Source organism: Leeuwenhoekiella palythoae (genome assembly GCF_900130045.1).
In the GTDB taxonomy this organism is placed as follows: Bacteria; Bacteroidota; Bacteroidia; order Flavobacteriales; family Flavobacteriaceae; genus Leeuwenhoekiella; species Leeuwenhoekiella palythoae.
This window is the reverse complement of record NZ_FQXT01000005.1, coordinates 303990-319665: the sequence shown is the minus strand read 5'-3', so window position 1 is coordinate 319665 and position 15676 is coordinate 303990. Positions and strand designations below refer to the sequence as shown.

Below are 15676 nucleotides of genomic sequence, written 5' to 3'. Positions count from 1 at the left end.
TTCAAATGGCAACTACGTCTACAGAACAATTTTTCAAAAATCCGGTGTTGGGTCATCCCGCCGGATTATTTGTTTTATTCTTTACCGAAATGTGGGAGCGCTTTTCGTATTACGGGATGCGCGCACTGCTGGTTTTATTTTTAACGGCTTCGCTGTTTGAAGAAGGTTGGGCGTGGCCAAGAGAGCACGCCTTGTCGCTCTACGGAACTTACACCTCTATGGTATATCTAACACCAATTTTGGGCGGTTATATTGCCGACAGAATCATCGGGTATCGGATGGCGGTGGTCGTAGGGGCTTTATTGATGACCTTAGGCCACGCATCAATGGCGGTTGACAGCGAGTTTGCGTTATATCTTGGACTCTTCTTCTTATGTGCAGGTAATGGCTTTTTTAAGCCTACAATGACCTCGATCATTTCAGAAATGTATGCCAATCACGAGCATAAAAAAGACGGCGCATACACCATTTACTATATGGGTGTTAATGCCGGAGCTTTTTTAGGGATTTTACTGTGTGGATACCTAGGTGAGCAATGGGGTTGGCATTGGGGCTTCGGTCTGGCCGGAATTTTTATGTTCGCAGGAATGCTTCAGTTTTATTTTGCTCAAGGAATATTTGGCGAAGTAGGGAAGAAGCCGGTTAAAACCGAAAGTAAAGAAGTCACCGAAGATCCTTCGGTTAAAAGAAATCCGTTTACGGCGATCGATAAACTATTAATTGCTGTAAGTGCACTTATCGGGTTGGTGTGGATCATTAATGATCCCATGTCGAAAATAGGCGGGACTGATGTTTTTGCGTTTGAAGTAGCTAGTCTTTCTGGAAGTAACTTTATGATCCTTCTAGCGCTTTTAGTATTTCTGATTTTGGTTGTAGCAAGAATTGTTCGCTATACGACCGTGGTGCGCGACCGAATGATCGCAGTATCTATTTTTGCCTTCTTCACCATCTTTTTCTGGGCGGCTTTTGAGCAAGCCGGTGGCTCGATGACCATTTTTGCAAATGATTACACAGACCGCGTTTTAAAAGGAAGCGCCGGAACGATTTTTAGAATCGCAAACACGTTGATCACGATCATTCCGTTAGGGGTGATCACTTGGGTGTTGTGCTTGTTGTTTAAGCAAACGTTCAAGAATTATAAGTGGGCAAATATCATTTTAGGAGCAAGCTTTTTAATAATCTGGGGACTAGTATTGACGATGCTTTACGAGCAGCACACTGCAGAATCTCCTGAAGTTCCTGCTTCATGGTTTAGCGTATTAAACTCTTTATTTATCATCATTTTTGCACCACTTTTTTCTAAAGTTTGGGAATCAAAATATAACCCCAGTGTGGCTGTAAAATATGGAATCGGACTCATACTTCTTGGGACTGGTTTTGCAGCTTTGGCATACGGTGCTAGCGATATTCCGCAGGGTGCGCAAACCGCCGCTGTAAGTATCATTTGGTTGATTCTTGCCTATTATTTTCATACGATGGGTGAGCTTTGTCTGTCTCCGGTGGGGCTTTCTTATGTTAGTAAACTGGTGCCTGGTAGAATGATCGCAATGATGTACGGAGTTTGGTACCTGGCAATAGCTATCGGAAACAAGTTGGCCGGAAGCACCGGTGGAATGATCGATCAGGTTACCCAAGAATATAGTTTGTCAACCTTCTTTTTATTATTCTTTTTAATTCCGGGAGGAGCAGGAGTTTTAATAATTTTGTTACACCCTTTACTGAAGAAATTAATGCACGGAATTCATTAAAACGGTCTGTTTTTTGAATTACCACCCTAAAAATAATATATGCAACGAGTTATAGTTTTTTTAATGATTGCCATTTGTAGTGCCGGAAGCCTTTCAGCACAAGAAAAAATAAAATGGATGAGTTTTGGAGAGGCGCTTAACGCACAGAAAAAAGAGCCTCGCAAGATCTTTATGGATGTGTATACAGATTGGTGCGGGCCGTGTAAGTTATTAGATAAAAACACCTTTCAGAATCCTGATGTCGCAAAATATGTGAATCAAAATTACTATGCGGTAAAATTCAATGCAGAAGGAACAGAGTCTATAGATTATCAAGATTTTGTGTACACAAATCCTAATTATGATCCTAAACGAAAAGGGCGCAACAGTCAGCATTTATTTGCGCACGCGATGAAAATTAATGCGTACCCCAGCATTGTATTTTTTGACGAAAAAGGCAATTTGATTCAGCCGTTGCCGGGTTATAAAACACCACAGCAGTTAGAACTTTTTCTGAAAATGATCGAATCTGATGATTATTTAGAAATCACGACTGCCGAAGCTTGGGAGGAATATCAATCTAATTTTGAAAGTACGTTTAAGAGTTAAAACGTAATTACTCTATCTTATAAAATCCCTTTTCATACGTATTGTGAAAAGGGATTTTCTTTTTTGTGCAAGTAGCTTCCCAGCGCGCTACATAACTTTTGTAGTTGCTTCCGTCAGCAATGTAAACCGTATTAGGATAACGTTCAGTAACCCGATCCAGATTCACTTTTGGAGACTGAGTAAGAACAATAAAATCGGGTTCAAGCTTCGAGATCTCAAAAACGGCACTGCTATCTATTCGAAAAATAGTCTGCTCTTTAATTTGGTAGAAGTGTTTCAGCTCAGCTGTTTGCACTGCAGTAACCTGCTGATGCGTTTTAAACTGGTTTAAAAGTTGTTGAGGTGGTTCGCGATCTGATTCGGTGTAATAAGTGAATTCAAGTTGCTCATTTTGATGAGAAAACAGACTGGTTTGGTATTGATGAAGAATGTAAAACTTAGGTTGCCTTTGGGTGAATTCAGAAAAAAGAAGCGTGATAGGAAAGCCTATAAGTACTAGAAGTAGCAGGCTTATGTTTTTAAAACTAAACCTTCGGCTAAAGTTTTCCGCGGAAAAAATTAAAAGATACGATAGGATGACGAGCGGAAACGAGAAATAAATGTTTTCGATCAGGAATATATCAAGACTCGCCAATCCTTTTATAAAAGTATTAAGCCAAGTCAGGATCAGGTCATAGCATTCAACCGCAACCTCAGGAAGAAGGTTGAGCGCAGCTGCGGTCAGTAGGACCAAGCCGTAAATTAGGATGAATCCTAAAAAGGGCAACACGACACAATTAGCTATAAGAAATACTCCCGGGAATTGGTGAAAATAAAACAGGCTTAGCGGCAGTACGCCTATTTGTGCGGCAAGACTGACCAAAATGATTTTCCAGTAATACTGTAGTAGCTTGTTCTTTGGGAGGCCTAATTTTTCAAATTTTGGATAGAGCCACAGGATTGCAAAGACCGCAGCATAACTCAATTGAAAACCTACTTCAAACAGTAATCTTGGTTTGATCGCCAGCAATACAAATGCCGAAGCGATCAGCGCATTGAATCCTGCTTTTCGCTGATTAAAGAATAATCCAACCTGAATGAAGGTGAACATAGTTGCAGCTCTTAATACGGATGGCGAGAAGCCGGTGATTAACGCAAACCCCCAGATCACTAATAAAACGATAAGTGTTTTTAGAATGCGGCTGCGCCGATAGTTGCCTAGTGGTTTGAGCAGAAATTGTACTATAAGCATAAGGATTCCCACGTGAAGGCCAGACACAGCTAGTATGTGAATGACTCCGGCGTTGGCGTAATCATTCTGCAAGTCGGTAGAGAGGTCTTGGCGTTGTCCTAACACAAGTGCGTTCAATACCGCTCTGTTATCCGGATGCATCGTGAAACGGTCTAGTTTAGCATTAAGGCTTGCGCGTAGATGATCTGCAAAGGATTGTGGCGAATTTTTAGAGTAAGGAAGTTGTAGCAACTCTTGCTTAGATACTGTTATTGCAGCAAAAATACCTCGTTGTTCGAGATAGGCTTTGTAATCAAATTGAAAAGGATTACGAGGTGGTGCGATCGTTTGTGCAACTGTTTTTGTTAGGATGTATTGCCCTACTCTGAGATCTGACGCTGGTTTGGTACTGTCTTTTTCAATATTCACAATCAGTTTTCCGCTTGCGGGTTTATTCTGAATTTGAAGTACGCGGGCTACATATTTAGAGTCGAAAAAACCGGGTTTTAGTTTTTTGTCAATTTCAAGCAAGATCGTTTGAGGTTGCTCAAAGGCTAAAGTTTTGGTGTAATGCGATTTTTTGAGCAAAGGATCAGAAAGCGTAACTAGTAAAACACCAATAGAAACAAAAAGCAAAAATGCTGCGAATGCTGTAAAAACACTGTAGATGTGTTTCCGTTTAAAAATATAATGAAGACTAAGGAAGTTGAAAAAGCAACTTAAAAATACAGTGAATTGTGTGAGTAAGCTGAAGTTCAAAAACGGGCATAAGAGGATACCTGAGATCAAACCCAGTAGGGCAATGCAAAGTGTTATGTTGATGCCTTTCATAACAAATGGCAACAAGAAGTGGGTTAGTACTTTGCAATACTAATCAAAAAATCAATGAGTTACATAATTCTTCGGGCTTCTTTAAAGGCGTTGTTCCAGTAGCCTTCATTAAGTGAAGACACGATAACGCCTTGAGAGGTAGAAGAGTGAATAAAAAGAATTTGTCCCGGTAAAACATCAACCACAATACCTACGTGATTGATTTGACGGCTGCGTCTGCCGGTAATGAAGAACAATAAATCACCGGGAATTACATCATCGGTTTTAATGCGTTCACCTTCTTCTGCAATATGTCTGCTCACACGCGGAATGCTTATTCCTTCCTCTAGAAATGCAGTGTACACGAGTCCGCTGCAATCCATTCCTTTAGGGGTTGTGCCCCCGTATTTATAGGGCGTGCCTTCATACTGGCGTGCATTTTTGATGATATTGAATCGAAGCTGATTTTCTTCACTCGGTTTTATTTCTGATAAATACATCAATTCACGCGTTGAAGGATCAGAGGTAGGGACCGAACTTTTTTCTGGAGCAATATATCTCGTGTTTTCTATTGTCGTTGCAGATTTTACCGCTTTTTTACTTCCGCCGCAGCTTACTAAAGCAATACTTATAATTATAGAGAGGCTTGTTCTGGTCATATACAATCTAGAGTCAGTTTGACTGAATAGCATTTACAATAAGTTTAGCCGTAGTGGCACTTGCACCTACGCCGCCTAACTTTTTTTCTAATTTATAATATTCTGAAAAAAGTGCTTTTCTTTTTTCTTCTTCTAAAATCTCTGCTAACGCTTTTTTAAGCGTTTTGGTATTGAATTCGGTTTGAATTAATTCTTTTACTACTTCGCGATCCATAATAAGATTTACTAACGAAATGTAATCGAGATTAATAACGCGTTTTGCGATCTCATAAGAAATTCTTCCACCTTTATAACAAACGACTTCAGGAACTTTAAAGAGTGCGGTTTCAAGAGTCGCTGTGCCAGAAGTTACCAGCGCAGCGTGCGCAACGTCTAGTAAATTGTAGGTTTGATTCATGACGATATGAACTCGATTCTTCTTTAAAAATGGTTCGTAAAAGTCGAGGTCTTGACTTGGGGCTCCGGCGATCACAAACTGATAATTGGGAAAATCAGGAGTAACGCTCAACATAATCTCAAGCATTTTTTGAATTTCCTGCTTACGGCTTCCGGGCAATAGGGCGATAATAGGTCGCTCATCTAATTGGTGTTCCTTTCTGAAATTTTCAGGAATCACCGGTGTACGTGCACTAATCTCATCAATTAAAGGATGTCCCACAAAGTGCACCGGGAAGTTATGCTTCTCCTCATAAAATTGCTTCTCAAATGGAAGAATCACATACATCGCATCAACATCTTGTTTGATTGCTTTAATGCGGCCTTCCTTCCAAGCCCAGATTTGTGGAGAGATGTAGTAATGGTTTTTGTAGCCTTCTTGTCGTGCCCATTTTGCAATACGCATATTAAAACCGGGGTAATCAATATAGATGATCACATCGGGGTTAAACTGAGCGATATCTTTTTTACAAAATGCTAAATTCTTAGTGATCGTGCGCAGATTCATAAGCACTTCGAGAAAACCCATAAATGCCAGATCGCGATAGTGTTTAACGAGCGTACCGCCCACTTTTTGCATCAGATCGCCACCCCAGAACCTAAAATCAGCATTAGGATCTTCGGCTAAAATTGCCTTCATCAAATTAGCTGCGTGTAAATCGCCACTGGCTTCTCCTGCTATGATATAGTATTTCACGACTTGCGTAATTGTTTTCCGTAGAACGAAAAGTTAATCATTAAATTTCCAGTCATTCAGTTTTTCTATAAAATGATGTGCGGTCAGATCAAATTGCACAGGAACCACCGAAACATAACCGTTAGCCAAAGCCCACTCATCTGTATCCTCGCCTTGATCTTCGTTTACAAACTCGCCACTCAACCAATAGTAATCTCGTCCCATTGGGTTGGTGCGCTTGTCAAAATCTTCAACCCATTGCGCATTAGCTTGACGCCCCACTTTAATGCCGCTTATTTCGCTGGCTTTTAATTTTGGGATGTTTACGTTAAGCACAACACCTTTTGGCAATCCGTTTTGTAATACTTCTTGCGTGATCTTTTTAACGTAAGGCGCGCAATGCGAGAAATCAGCATCTATAGAGTAATCGAGTAGCGAAAACCCAATTGCGGGAATTCCTTCTACACCTGCCTCTACAGCCGCGCTCATAGTACCGCTATAAATAACATTTATAGATGAATTAGAGCCGTGATTTATACCACTGACACAAATGTCAGGCTTGCGATGCATAATTTCTTGTACGGCGATCTTAACACAATCAGCCGGTGTGCCGGAGCAACGGTACTCTTTGTGCGTGTCATCCTGAAATTCTTTTACCGGGTCGCAATAAATAGTGTCGTTGACAGTTATAGCATGGCCCATACCGCTTTGCGGGCTGTCAGGAGCTACAACGACCACATCTCCAAGCTCTTGCATGATGCTGATTAATTTGCGTATTCCGGGAGCCGTGATGCCATCGTCGTTAGTGACTAATATAAGAGGTTTTTGATCGGTCATTTGGTTTTGCTTTCTGACGCTAAAATACTAAATTACCAAGCCATAGCCCGGCTTAACGTTTAACAAATTGTTAGCTCAAAAATTAAGCGCTGGCACGGTTTTTAATGTAGATTGCTAGTAAAAGATGAAAATGCAACGTATTATGATAAAAAATGTGAAGGTGCTCGTTTTGGCCTTACTGTTAGCTGTAGCTTCTTGCAGTTTTACCACAAGTGATGAAGATCCCGGAAAAGATAAAGTACTCGTTAGCTTAATTTCTTATGTGCTCGAAAAAGGGCACTATGATGCCAAAGAATTTAATGATGAATTCTCTGAGGAGGTTTTTGATGATTTTGTAACTGCCTTAGATCCTCTAAAGCGTTATTACCTTAAAAGTGACATCAAAGAATTTGAAGCCTATAAAGATCAGATAGATGATCAAATTAGAAAGGAAGATATTAGCTTTTTTGATTTAGCATACACACGACTTAGAGAACGTATGGAAGAGTCAAAGGCGATTTACGATGATATTTTATCTCAGCCATTTGATTACTCTAAAGATGAAACTATTGATACAGAGTATGAGAATTTAGACTATGCTAAAAATCAAAAAGAGCTTAAGGCACGTTGGGAAAATCAACTGAAGTTCAACACCATTGGCACGTATTACGACCGTATTGAAGAAGAAGCTAAAAAGGCTAAAGACTCAACAGGATATACACCGTTATCAAATTCAGAAATTGAAAAGGAAACGAGAGAGACTACCAAGCAATCTTTAGTTGAATATTTTGAGTTTGCAGATGAATTAGATCGAGAAGATTACTTTTCAATTTACATCAATTCTATAGTTGAAGAATTTGACCCGCATACCACGTATTTTGCACCGGTTGATAAAGATCGTTTTGATATGCAAATGAGTGGGCAGTTTCAAGGAATTGGCGCCCGTCTTCAGAAAAAAAGTAACGAGATCAGTATCACCGAAATTATTTCTGGTGGACCAGCTTGGAGAGGTGAAGAGCTTAAGGAGGGAGACATTATTCTAAAGGTAAAACAAGCAGATGAAGATGTTGCAACTAGCGTTGTTGGTATGCGTTTAGATGATGCGGTAGAGCTAATTAAAGGCCCTAAAGGAACCGTTGTAACCCTTAATGTGAAGAAAAAGGATGGCTCTATCAAGAATATTGCAATTACACGTGATGTTGTGGAAATTGAAGAAACCTATGCTAAAACCACGACTGTAGATAAAGACGATAGAACGTACGGTGTGATCAATTTACCAAAGTTCTATTTTGATATGCAGAATGCAGAGCAACGCAATGCTGCTACTGATGTTAAGAAAGAGATTATTCGTCTTAAAGAGCAGGATGTAGATGGTCTTGTAATTGATTTAAGAAGTAACGGTGGAGGATCACTTTCTACTGTGGTAGATATCGCAGGTTTATTTATTAAAGAAGGACCTATTGTACAGGTAAAATCAAATGGAGCGGATAGTGAAATTTTAAAGGATAAAGATCCTGAGATTTTATGGGACAAGCCTCTTGTGATATTGGTTAATGAAATTTCCGCTTCTGCAAGTGAAATTCTTGCAGCTGCTATGCAAGATTACAAAAGAGCTGTGATCATAGGTAGTAAGCAAACCTATGGAAAGGGAACAGTTCAAAATGTATATGACCTAAACCGCTGGTTGCGTCAAAATGATTTAGGCGATATGGGAGCTTTAAAAATCACTACACAGAAGTTCTACCGAATCAATGGTGGTTCGACTCAATTAGAAGGTGTGAAAAGTGATGTAGTGGTTCCAGACCAATTCAGTTACATTGATATTGGTGAAAAAGATCTAGACAACCCGCTACCTTGGGATAAGATCGCTGCAGCAGATTATGAGGTTTGGGATGGTTATATAGATTATGATCAAACCATCAGCAACAGTAACGCACGTATGGCTAAAAACAAGCAGTTGCAATTGATTGAAGAAAATGCAAAATGGATCAAGAGCAAGCAAGATGATTCAGTTTGGCCTTTAAATATTGATGCATATTCTGCTAAGATGGAACAAAACGAAGAGGAAGCTAAACGCTTTGATTCCTTACGCGATTATAAGTCAGGCTTAACGTTTAAATCGCTTCCATACGAAATTCAAAAATTTGAAAGCGACACGGTTTTAAAACAAAAGCGTGAGCGTTGGCATCAAGATCTTGCTAAAGATGTGTATATGGATGAAGCCATTAACGTGTTAGAAGATCTTAAAGTAAATAATATTAGAAGAGGTAAATTGGCTGACGTTAGGGATTAACCTATGGGAGAACATTCAAGTTCATTAACTCATTTAGCGCTCCAGAAATTCAAAAGAAATTTCTGGGGCGTTTTGAGTTTTATATATATCGTGCTCTGCGGTTTGATCGCCTTATTTGCATATTTGATCGCACCAGACGACTCGAGCAATGCCAATCAAATGCATTTGGCTATCCATTCTAAAAAGCCCGGATTTCGTGTTGAAATGCTGAATGTTCCCGGGCCGGAACATCAAAAGCAAAGTTGGATAGGAGCGCTGTTAAATGGGGAAGTTAATACCGATACAGAAATCCCGATCTCGAGTTGGACCTTGCACGAGGATGAGGTAGAATATAAGCCATATTCTGAAGATGAAGACCTCGAGTTGACCAAAGCAGTTGCTTTAGAAGATTTTGGAATTACAGAGGTTGCTAAGAAAGACTTCGAGGAACAATTTATATCTGAAAAAGTTTTTTTTCTGGGTACTGATAAATACGGTCGTGATTTGCTGAGTAGAATGCTCATAGGTACGCGTATTTCTTTCAGTATTGGTTTTGTTGCCGTTTTGATCTCACTGTTGATCGGTGTGGTCTTAGGAGCAATTGCTGGTTATTACGGTGGCAAAATAGACGCATTCATTATGTGGATTATCAATGTTACTTGGTCTATTCCTACATTGCTGCTAGTAATTGCCATTACTTTAGCCTTAGGAAAGGGTTTCTGGCAGGTTTTTATAGCTGTAGGGCTTACGATGTGGGTAGAAGTAGCGCGTGTAGTCAGAGGGCAGGTTCTGAGCGTTAAGGAAGCACAGTATGTCACCGCCGCTCGAGCTCTTGGTTATGGAAATATGCGCATTTTGTTTAAACATATTATCCCTAATATTTTGGCACCGGTAATCGTGATCAGCGCCGCAAATTTTGCCAGCGCAATACTTATAGAAAGCGGACTCAGCTTTTTAGGGATTGGTGCACAACCGCCCATTCCAAGTTGGGGAGCGATGATCAAAGATCACTATTCTTATATTATTTTAGGGAAAGCCTACTTAGCAATTATTCCCGGTCTGGCGATTATGAGTTTAGTGATGGCATTTATGCTTATGGGTAATGCCTTACGCGATGCTTTGGATGTAAAAGGAGTAAAATAATTTATGCGAAGAAAATACACTTACCCGCTATTGATGATGGTGGCTATTACGATCATTTATCTTGTAAATCAGCATTTAGATCAAAAGCAAAAAGAGCGACATGTAGACACCGGTGCGGAAATCAAGTCAACGGCATTAAGCTTTTTACTTCCGGAAGCTGCGCCAGAAACGCTGGTGCATCATCAGTACTACAGCTTGTCATACAACGAAGCGGCAGAGCAGGCCTCTTGGGTGGCTTACACGTTAGAAAAATCCCAACTGCAGAACAGCAAGAGTTTGAGTAGACCGTATTTTATGGTAGATAATGCTGTGGAAACGGGAGCGGCGGACTGGCGTAATTATAAAAACAGCGGTTATGACCGCGGACATCTATGTCCTGCTGGTGACCGAAGCTTTAGCACGCAGGCGTATAATGAAACTTTTTTAACCAGTAATATTAGTCCGCAACTGAATGCGTTCAACGCGGGAATCTGGAATCGCCTTGAAAATCAAGTTAGAGATTGGGCTTCGCGGTACAATAAGATAACGGTAATAACTGGCGGATTAACAACTAACGGTTTGGGTACGATAGGAACCGAGAACGTGGTCGTTCCTAGTGCTTTTTACAAGATCGTCCTTCGGAAAAATGATTCAGGCTACTCTTGTTTGGCTTTTTTAATTCCGCACCGCGAAAGTGACGCACCGCTTCAGCAGTTTGTGGTCTCTGTAGATGAGGTAGAAAATGCAACCGGAATTGACTTTTTTCCGCAGTTGGAAGATTCCGTAGAACACAAAATAGAAGCTGAAAAACCCGTGGATCGCTGGGTGTTTTAATTACCATTCATTAACCCGATTGCTGTCGAGTTTAATAAAAATAAACAGCAAAATGGTGAAGCCCCAAAGCCCCGAACCACCATAGCTAAAAAACGGCAGTGGGATACCTACAGTAGGGAAAACTCCGGTAACCATCCCGATGTTCACCAAGAAGTGTATAAACAATATTCCGGCGATGCTGTAACCATAAATGCGACTAAACTGACTCTTTTGTCGTTCTGAAAGAATGATGATCCGCAGCATTAAACCTACAAAAAGAAGGATTACCAGCGTGCTTCCTAAAAACCCCCATTCTTCGCCTACGGTGCTAAAAATATAGTCTGTATGCTGCTCCGGTACAAAGTTTCCTTTAGTTTGAGTTCCCTTTAAAAAACCCTTGCCGGTCAGTCCGCCGTTGCCGATGGCAATTTCAGATTGATAGGTATTATAACCTATACTTTTCATATCTACATCTTTGCCCAAGACCACATTAAAACGGTCTCTGTGGCGCTGTTCAAAAACGTTCTGAAAAATATAATTCACCGAAAGTACAAACAGAATAGATACTATTGGCAGAATGTAAAAATACCGTTTACCAAAGCGCTTTTTTCGGTTTTTGATGAGCAGAATAATAGCGATCAATACAATGCCGGCAATGATATACACAGGGCCAAAAGCAAGCGTTAAAACAAACAGCGCGATGGTAATAGAGCCGGTAATTAAATAAATTCCAGAAAGTCCTTCGCGATAAAGCGGAAAGAAAAAGGCTGCGTAAACAAGTGCGCTTCCGGGGTCAGGCTGCGGTACAATACAAAGCGCAGGCAAAGCGATGATGATAAAAGCTCTAAACTGGTGGGTGAATGACTTTACATCAGTCTGAATGTCGCTAAGATATTTGGCCAAGGCTAGGGCAGTAGCTGCTTTAGCAAATTCACTAGGTTGTAAACTGAAGCTTCCAAAGGCGTACCAACTGGTTGCACCACTTATATTTTTTCCGAAGACAAAAAGGCCTAGTAAGGAGGCGATCGAAACGACGTAGATCACACTGGCAAACCGCTCAAAGAATTTGGCTTCCAGTGAGAGTATGAACACAATTAGCAGTAAACTCAAAGCTATAAAGAGCAGCTGCTTTGTATACAGATTGCTGAGGTCAAAAAAGTTGGAAACTCCTGAAGGATCAATAGAAGCAGAATAGATATTTACCCAGCCAATACCTACCAGCGCTAGATAGATCACTATAAGAAGCCAGTCAAAATTATTGCGTGCGTTGCGTGCTGTACTGCGCATTAACTTTTGAGCTTTTCTTCGATTTTACCACTTATTTTTTTACCATCATTAATTGGGAATGGCTTTCCGCTTAAGGGTTTTGCGTATTCTTCTTCGAGACTGTGCGTTAAGATCCAGTCTTCAAGATCGGTACGGGTAATCTCACCTTTTATATGCTTTTCGATCATTAGACTGGCAATCTTTCCGCCGTAGCGACCACCCCAATACCCATTTTCAACAAAAACAGCAATAGCAATTTTAGGATTGTCTTTAGGAGCAAAAGCTACAAAAATCGAATGATCCGTAAGCTGCTGACGTTTACCGTCTATTTTGGTATAGTTTTCAGCAGTTCCTGTTTTTCCACAAATCTCAATTCCAGGGATCTGTACGCCAGCCGCTGTACCGTAATTATATGCGCCAGACATTCCTTCAACCACAGGTTCGTAGTTTTTAGCATCGATGGTCGTATAATTCTTAGTGCGGTATTTTTCAGGAATAGCGTCGTGTTCGCCTTCAATATCTTTTACTATATGCGGCGTATAAAACCAACCTCTATTTGCAATGGTGGCGGTCACATTTGCAAGTTGAATAGGCGTGAGACTCACTTCACCCTGCCCGATAGAATTTGAGATCGTAGCAGTACTAAACCATTTGTATTTAGGATATTCATAGGCTCTGTTGTAGTAATCGCTATCAGGAATATAACCGGGACGGCCCGTAGGTAAATCGGTTCCCATATATTGCCCGAGGCCAAAACTTGCCAGATGATTGTGCCAAACGTCCATACCTTCCTGTGGAGTGTCATACTTCTCGATCACGCGGCGGTACACATTGGCAAAATAGGCATTGCACGAGTTTGCGATTCCTGGCACCATACTCAACGGACTTGGGTGGCTGTGACAGCCTAATTTTCTTCCTCTGGAGCCATAATAATAGCCCATATGGCAGGCAAAACTTTCTTGAGGGTCTACCACATCTTCCTGTAAAGCAATAAGTGCATTCAGGGTTTTGAATGGAGATCCCGGAGGGTATTGTGCTTGTAAACCGCGGTCGAAAAGTGGTTTTGCAATAGAATCGTAATACAAATTGGTAAAGTTGCGAGAACGCTCTCTACCCACAAGCAGGGCAGGATCAAAATTAGGTGCGCTTACTAAGGCAAGAATTTCACCTGTTGAAGGTTCAATGGCGACAATTCCGCCGCGCTTATTTACCATTAGTTCTTCGCCATACTTTTGCAGCTCAGCATCAATGGTAAGTGTCAGGTCTTTTCCGGGCTTGGGAATGGTATCGAGGCTTCCGTTTTTATAAGCGCCAATATCACGATTAAAACGATCTTTCTGAATGTATTTAACTCCTTTTACTCCGCGTAAAATTTCTTCGTATTGGCGTTCAACACCTGTACGCCCTTTTAAGTCACCTGATTGATAGTACGGGTTATCTTCAATATCAGCACGATTTACTTCGGCGATATAGCCTAAAAAGTTTGCACCATAATCTACCTGATAATCACGCAACGAGCGTTTTTGAATGTAAAAACCTTCATACTTACGCATTTTTTCTTGCAAATAGGCGTACTCCGATTTTGTAAGCTGCGGAATCACAATAGACGGAAGTCTGGGAGAATACACACGGGCTTTGTCTAATCGCTTGACCAATGCTTCTTTAGTCATTTTTAATAAGCCACAAAACTCGGTAGTGTCAAAGGGTTTTACTTCTCGAGGAATAACCATAACATCATACGAAGGTTGGTTGCTGACTAATAGCGAACCGTTGCGATCATAGATGTGGCCGCGTTGCGGGTAATCATAAATTCGCTTGATCGCATTGTTTACCGATAAACTGGCATAGGAAGTATCTAAAATCTGAAGATAAAAGAGCCTTCCTGTTAATAGGATTCCGGAAATTAAAACAATAGAAAAAAGCAGAATTTTTCTCATCTACGCTTAACGCTAAAAAGGGTTATTAGAATGATACAAAGAAGCACAGTAAAGGCCCCACTGAACAACGTCTTTTTAAGTATATAGATTATGTCTGAAAAGTTAAAACTTTCGAGGAAAAATAATAGCAAATGATGTGAGAACACTAAGATCGTGGTATACAGTAAGCGTTGGCCAAAAGCCGCTTTAACCACTTTTACTGCGTTATATTCGTAGGCAAGGCCAAAAATCGATTGTAAGATCCAAGGTCTTAAATAGGCTATGGTCACACAACTGGCAGCGTGCATTCCGCCGCTGTTGCAAAACATATCAATGCTGATCCCTAATAAAAAGCTCAGTGCCAACAATAAGGCTTTGTTATCTCCTATGGGGAATAAAATAATAAACAACACGTAGGGATACGGATTGATATACCCTAAAAAATTGATGTTGTTAAAAATTGCGATTTGAACCAGAACAAGAAATACAAACCGCAGTATGTTTTGCGTGACACTATTGTTCATCTGCTGTTTGTTGTTCTAGAGTTTGTATTTCGGTTCTGTCAAGATTTTCAATGACATACACATAACCAATGTTTGTCATGTCATTAAAAAGTTCAACTTTAATACTGTAAAAGTTTTCGCTAGGATCAAGCTCAAAAGACTTGATAGTACCTATGCCAATACCTTCCGGAAAGATGGTTGACTTTCCGCCGGTAACAATGGTGTCGCCTTTTTGAACCGGGGCTTTAGACTGTACATCGATAAGATCTACGATATTAGGATCCCCGCCGCGCCATACTAAAATACCAAAGTGATTACTTTTCTTCAGCTTGGCATTGATCTGAGAATTGCTATTAAGAATGCTTATCACAGTGGCATAATTGGCCGAAGCGCGATCTACGATACCTACAATTCCTTTGCTGGTGATCACGCCTAAATCTTGCTTCAGGCCGTCTTTAGTCCCGGCACGTAGCGTGAGAAAATTGTCCTTAAACGTATAGTTGTTATTAATGGTTTTAGCGGTGGTAAACCGGAAGCGCTTATGAAAAGTAGCCGTGTCTATTTTTTGCGAAATGCTGTCTCGCGTGTTGAGCAATCGGGTGCGTAACCTGTTGTTTTCTTCAACAAGCTGCGCATTGTGCACTTTTAGATCGAAGTACTCTGTAATGTTATCAAGACTGCTGTAAATCCCACCGCTTAAAAAGTTAGCTGAATTTACAAACTTGCTACGATGATACGAGTGCGACTGAATCGTAAAAACCAGCGAAATAAACAGCAAAAAGGCATAGAGCAGAAAGTTTCTGTACTTTATGAAAAAATTGACGATTTGCTGCATGAATCAC

General features: G+C 40.6%; 13 protein-coding genes. 5 read left to right on the top strand and 8 right to left on the bottom strand.

The window, feature by feature from the left end; translation table 11 throughout:
• Positions 1 to 5: 5 nt before the first annotated feature.
• Complete coding sequence (locus tag BUA96_RS14760; protein WP_072984350.1) at positions 6 to 1748, top strand: peptide MFS transporter; 1743 nt, start codon at positions 6 to 8, stop codon at positions 1746 to 1748.
• Between the two features lie 39 nt (positions 1749 to 1787).
• Positions 1788 to 2336, top strand: coding sequence for a thioredoxin family protein (locus tag BUA96_RS14755; protein WP_072984348.1), 549 nt, complete (start codon positions 1788 to 1790; stop codon positions 2334 to 2336).
• A gap of 7 nt (positions 2337 to 2343) precedes the next feature.
• Here the strand turns inward: BUA96_RS14755 and BUA96_RS14750 are convergent, their stop codons facing one another.
• Genes BUA96_RS14750 through surE form a run of 4 tightly spaced genes read right to left on the bottom strand, consistent with a single transcriptional unit; the run spans position 2344 to position 6963 of the window.
• Entirely contained in the window at positions 2344 to 4389 is a 2046-nt protein-coding gene (locus tag BUA96_RS14750; RefSeq protein WP_175546504.1) for a ComEC/Rec2 family competence protein, read from the bottom strand.
• A gap of 47 nt (positions 4390 to 4436) precedes the next feature.
• Positions 4437 to 5015 carry a C40 family peptidase gene (locus tag BUA96_RS14745; RefSeq protein WP_072984344.1) on the bottom strand — a complete coding sequence of 193 codons (579 nt, stop codon included), beginning with the start codon at positions 5013 to 5015 and terminating at the stop codon, positions 4437 to 4439.
• 13 nt (positions 5016 to 5028) lie between these two features.
• Positions 5029 to 6147: a lipid-A-disaccharide synthase gene (gene lpxB, locus BUA96_RS14740; protein ID WP_072984342.1), complete on the bottom strand. Its 1119-nt coding sequence runs from the start codon at positions 6145 to 6147 to the stop codon at positions 5029 to 5031.
• 33 nt (positions 6148 to 6180) lie between these two features.
• Entirely contained in the window at positions 6181 to 6963 is a 783-nt protein-coding gene (surE, locus tag BUA96_RS14735) for a 5'/3'-nucleotidase SurE (RefSeq protein WP_072984340.1), read from the bottom strand.
• 142 nt (positions 6964 to 7105) lie between these two features.
• Here surE and BUA96_RS14730 point away from each other — a divergent pair, with 142 nt between their 5' ends.
• The 3 genes from BUA96_RS14730 to BUA96_RS14720 are packed head-to-tail and all read left to right on the top strand — an operon-like array spanning position 7106 to position 11170.
• Positions 7106 to 9235, top strand: a complete 2130-nt coding sequence (locus tag BUA96_RS14730; RefSeq protein WP_072984409.1) for a carboxy terminal-processing peptidase — start codon at positions 7106 to 7108, stop codon at positions 9233 to 9235.
• 3 nt (positions 9236 to 9238) lie between these two features.
• Positions 9239 to 10357: an ABC transporter permease gene (locus BUA96_RS14725; protein WP_072984338.1), complete on the top strand. Its 1119-nt coding sequence runs from the start codon at positions 9239 to 9241 to the stop codon at positions 10355 to 10357.
• Positions 10358 to 10360: 3 nt separating this feature from the next.
• Positions 10361 to 11170, top strand: a complete 810-nt coding sequence (locus BUA96_RS14720; protein ID WP_072984336.1) for a DNA/RNA non-specific endonuclease — start codon at positions 10361 to 10363, stop codon at positions 11168 to 11170.
• On the opposite strand, the gene rodA is transcribed toward BUA96_RS14720, so the two are convergent.
• Genes rodA through mreC form a run of 4 tightly spaced genes read right to left on the bottom strand, consistent with a single transcriptional unit; the run spans position 11171 to position 15669 of the window.
• Complete coding sequence (rodA, locus tag BUA96_RS14715; protein ID WP_072984334.1) at positions 11171 to 12436, bottom strand: rod shape-determining protein RodA; 1266 nt, start codon at positions 12434 to 12436, stop codon at positions 11171 to 11173.
• Positions 12436 to 14352 carry a penicillin-binding protein 2 gene (gene mrdA / locus BUA96_RS14710; protein WP_072984332.1) on the bottom strand — a complete coding sequence of 639 codons (1917 nt, stop codon included), beginning with the start codon at positions 14350 to 14352 and terminating at the stop codon, positions 12436 to 12438. Before mrdA ends, rodA begins: the two co-directional genes overlap by 1 nt.
• Complete coding sequence (locus BUA96_RS14705; RefSeq protein ID WP_072984330.1) at positions 14349 to 14855, bottom strand: rod shape-determining protein MreD; 507 nt, start codon at positions 14853 to 14855, stop codon at positions 14349 to 14351. The genes mrdA and BUA96_RS14705 overlap by 4 nt, the downstream gene beginning before the upstream one ends.
• Positions 14845 to 15669: a rod shape-determining protein MreC gene (mreC, locus tag BUA96_RS14700; protein WP_072984328.1), complete on the bottom strand. Its 825-nt coding sequence runs from the start codon at positions 15667 to 15669 to the stop codon at positions 14845 to 14847. Before mreC ends, BUA96_RS14705 begins: the two co-directional genes overlap by 11 nt.
• Between the last annotated feature and the right edge of the window lie 7 nt (positions 15670 to 15676).